This is a genomic window from Streptomyces sp. NPDC002125 (genome assembly GCF_053593715.1).
The window spans coordinates 1-4522 of record NZ_JBSFDD010000069.1; the positions used below are offsets into that span (position 1 = coordinate 1).

A 4522-nucleotide genomic window follows, 5' to 3' on the forward strand; every position below is an offset into this window, starting at 1 on the left:
CGTCGGCGGCAACGTCCTCCCACCACACGAACGAACCCACACCCGCAGCAGCCGCACCCCCAGCCACCACACCCCACTCAACCGCCAGCAACGAGTCGGCCGTGGAAGCCTCGGTCCGCAGTTGCTTCAGGTCCAGTGGGCGAGTGGTGAAGGATGCTGCTGAGAACACAGGTGAGCCGGCGGTGTCCGTGACATGCATCGCATAGCCGGTGTCGTCCCGTACCAGTCGAACGCGGATCTCCTCCGCGCCCGTGGCGTGCAGGGCCACCGCGCTCCACTCGGCCGGCATCCGTGGTGTGCCGCTGGTCCCGGTCTCGCCCACCAGCAGGGCAGCCTGCATCCCGCCCTCCAGGAGAGCGGGATGCAGCCCCGGCTGGTCCGTCTCCTCCCGGACTTCTTCGGGCAGGGCGACCTCGGCGAAGATCTCCTCACCCCGCGTCCAGACAGCTCTCAGTCCTTGGAGCCCCGGCCCGTATCCGTAGCCCTGCTCCGCCAGCCGGTCGTACGCCCCCTCGACCGGAACCGGCACCGCTCCGGCCGGCGGCCACGCCACCGGATCGGCATCGGGAGCGGCCGACAGCGGTATCAGCGTCCCTTCCGCATGCACTGTCCACGTCGCATCCGGATCGCCCTCCGCACGGGAGTGAACCGCGATGCGGCGACGATCAGTGGGGGCTTCGGCCGCGCCGACCGCCACCTGGAACTGCACGGCAGCGTTCTCTGGTACGACCAACGGTGCCTGAAGCTTCAGCTCCTCCAGCAGCGCGCACCCGACCTCCTCACCCGCGCGCAGTGCCAGGTCGACCCAACTGGTGCCCGGTACCAGCACGCTGCCCAGGATGGCGTGATCGACAAGCCAGGGGTGGGAGTTGAGGGAGAGGCGGCCGGTGAAGACGACTCCGCCGTCCGGCAAGGTCACCGCCGCACCCAGCAGCGGATGCCCAGCCTCGCCGAGACCCAGCGACTCCGGATCGCCCCCGGCGACTGCGGGGAGCGACCAGTAGTGCTCCCGCTGGAAGGCGTACGTGGGCAGGTCGACGCGGCTGGCTCCGGTGGGCGCGTAGAACGCCTCCCAGTCCGGAACATGGCCCACGGTGTGGAGCCGCGCAAGCGCCGCGACCAGCGCCTCAGGCTCGCCCTGATTGCGCCGCAGGCCGGGCACGAACACCGCATCAGCTGCGGAACTCTGGGCCATGGCGGTGAGGACCGCGTCCGGACCGACCTCCAGGAACACCGTGACCCCGGCAGCCGACAGGGCACGCACTCCGTCCGCGAACCGCACAGCCTCGCGGACATGACGCACCCAGTACTCAGCCGAACGCAGATCCTCCGAGCCCGCCAGCTCGCCCGTGAGGTTGGAGACGACCGGGATACGAGCCTCGCCGAACGACACGCTCTCCGCGACGGTGCGGAACTCGGCCAGCATCGGTTCCATCAGCGGCGAGTGGAACGCGTGCGAGACCCGCAGACGGTTCGTCTTACGACCCTCCGCCTCGAACCGGGCTGCGAGCGCAAGGACCTCACCCTCGGCACCGGAGATCACCACCGCTTCCGGACCGTTCACCGCAGCGATGCTCAGCGCATCCGACGTCAGATACGGGAGAACCTCGTCCTCAGAAGCGCGGATGGCGACCATCGCGCCACCCTCCGGGAGCGCCTGCATCAAGCGCGCACGGGCAGCGACCAGCCGCGCCGCATCAGCCAGCGACAGCACACCCGACACATGCGCGGCCGTCAGCTCACCCACCGAATGACCCGCCAGGAAGTCCGGGCGCACACCCCACGACTCCAGCAACCGGAACAACGCAGTCTCGAACGCGAACAACGCCGGCTGAGTGAACTCCGTCCGACCCAGAACACCAGCGTCCTCACCCCACACCACATCCCGCAACGATCCCGACAGCTGACCGTCCAGCTCAGCGACCACCGCATCAAAAGCCTCAGCGAACACCGGGTAGGCGGCGTGGAGTTCACGGCCCATCCCCACCCGCTGCGCACCCTGACCCGTGAACAAGAAAGCAGACTTGCCCCCGCGCACAGCACCCACGGCAACACCACTCGTGCCGCCCGCCGCGAGCACCCGCAGCCCCTCGGCCAGCTGCTCCCGCGTCCTGCCCACCACCGCCGCACGATGCTCGAACCCAGCACGCGAGGTCACCAGCGAGAAGCCGACATCCACCGGACGCAGATCAGACCCAGCCACCCGGTCCAGCAGACGCGCGGCCTGATCACGCAACGCCTCCGGACTCCGGCCCGACACCACCCACGGCACCACCGGACCATCCACCACCGGCTCAACAGCAGCGGCCGGCTCCTCCACCACCTGCTCCAGAACCACATGCGCGTTCGTACCGCTGATCCCGAACGACGACACAGCGGCCCGACGCGGGCCATCCGTCTCCGGCCACTCCCTGGCCTCCGTCAGCAGCTCCACCGCACCCGCAGACCAGTCCACCTGATCCGACGGACGATCCACATGCAACGTCTTCGGCAGCACACCATGCCGCATCGCCTGCACTGCCTTGATCACCTGGCTCACACCCGCGGCGGCCTGGGTGTGGCCCATGTTGGACTTCACCGAACCCAGCCACAGAGGACGCCCCTCCGGCCGGTCCTGACCGTACGTCGCCAGCAACGCCTGCGCCTCGATCGGATCACCGAGTGTCGTACCCGTCCCGTGCGCCTCCACCAGGTCCACATCGGCACCGGTCAGCCCCGCATTGGAGAGGGCCTGGCGAATGACACGTACCTGCGAAGGGCCGTTCGGGGCCGAGAATCCGTTGCTCGCCCCGTCCTGGTTCAGCGCGGAACCCCGCACCACAGCGACCACCGGATGCCCCAGGCGCCGCGCATCAGAAAGCCGCTCCACCAGGAGCATTCCCGCACCTTCACCCCACGCCGTGCCATCCGCACCCGCAGAGAACGACTTCGCACGCCCATCCGAAGCCAACCCTCGCTGCTCACTGAAGTAGACGAACATCTGGGGCGTGGTCATCACGGTGACACCACCGGCGAGCGCCAGGTCGCAGTCGCCGGAACGCAGGGACTGGATCGCCGAGTGCAGCGCCACCAGGGAAGAAGAGCAGGCGGTGTCGACGGTCACGGCCGGGCCCTCCAGGCCCAGCGTGTAGGCGATCCGGCCGGAGACAAGGCTGCCACCTGCGCTCACGCCGGCGTAGTCGTGGTACATCAATCCGGCGAAGACGCCGGTGCGCGAACCCTTCAGCGTGCCCGGATCGATTCCGGCACGCTCGATGGCCTCCCACGACACCTCCAGCAGCAGCCGCTGCTGGGGGTCCATCTCGTACGCCTCGCGGGGACTGATCCCGAAGAACCCGGGGTCGAACTCTCCAGCCTCGTGCAGGAATCCGCCGTCCTTGGTGTATGTCTTTCCGAGCTTCCCGGGCTCCGGGTCGTAAAGCCGTCCGGTGTCCCAGCCACGGTTGTCGGGGAACGCCGACACCACATCACGGCCCTCGGCCACCACATCCCACAGGTCCTCGGGCGACTCCACACCGCCCGGATAGCGGCAGGCCATCGCGACGATCACGATCGGATCGTCATCCAGAACCGTCGGACGCAGGACCGTGGAACCCGTCGCTTCTGAGGCGTCGCTCCCCGTGAGCTGGGTGTCGACGAACGCAGCCACCGATCGTGCGCTGGGGTAGTCGAAGACCAGGGTCGCCGGCAGCCGCAGGCCTGTGGCAGCGTTGACGCGGTTGCGGAGTTCGATGGCGGTGAGCGAGTCGAAGCCCAGGTCCTTGAAAGCACGGTCCGCTTCGACGGCGTCGACCGTGGCATGCCCGAGTACGCCGGCGACCTCTTCCCGCACCACGTCCAGCAGCAGCCGTGCCCGCTCCTCACGAGGCAGACCCGTAAGCCTCGCGGCCAGACCGGACGGCAGGCCCCGGTCGCCGGCTGCACGCCGTACCGGCAGACGTACCAGCCCGCGCAGGAGCGGAGGAAGCCCGTCTCCCCGTCGACGCAACACGGCCTGGTCCAGGGGCAACGGCACCACGAGCGGGCCATCCGCGGTCAGGCCGGCGTCGAAGAGTTCCAGCCCCTGCTCCACGCTGAGTGCGGGGAAGCCCTGGCGGGCCATGTGCTCGGCGGCCTCATCGGCCTGGTCGTTCATCCCGGTGTCCACGTGCCAGAGACCGAACGCCATGGACACCGCTGCGAGGCCCTGTGCCCGGCGAGTGGCCGCCAGCCCGTCCAGGAAGGAGTTCGCCGCAGCGTAGTTCGCCTGCCCCGCAGCCAGCACCAGACCGCCGGCGGAGGAGAACAGCACGAACGCCGACAGGTCCATCCCCGCCGTCAACTCATGCAAATACCACGCCGCATCCGCCTTCGGCGCGAACACCCCGTCCAACCGCTCCGGAGTCATCGCACCGATCACACCGTCATCCAGCACGCCCGCAACATGGACCACACCCGACAGGGCAACACCGTCCAAAACCCCGGCCAGCGCATCACGGTCCGCGACATCACAGCCCGCCACCGACACCGACGCCCCAGCCGC

At 69.0% G+C, this 4522-nt stretch carries 1 protein-coding gene; it reads right to left on the reverse strand.

Annotation, left to right across the window (positions count from 1 at the left end):
- The coding region (locus tag ACWCQM_RS40735; protein ID WP_450920106.1) for a type I polyketide synthase at positions 1-4522 on the reverse strand (4522 nt) is incomplete at both ends.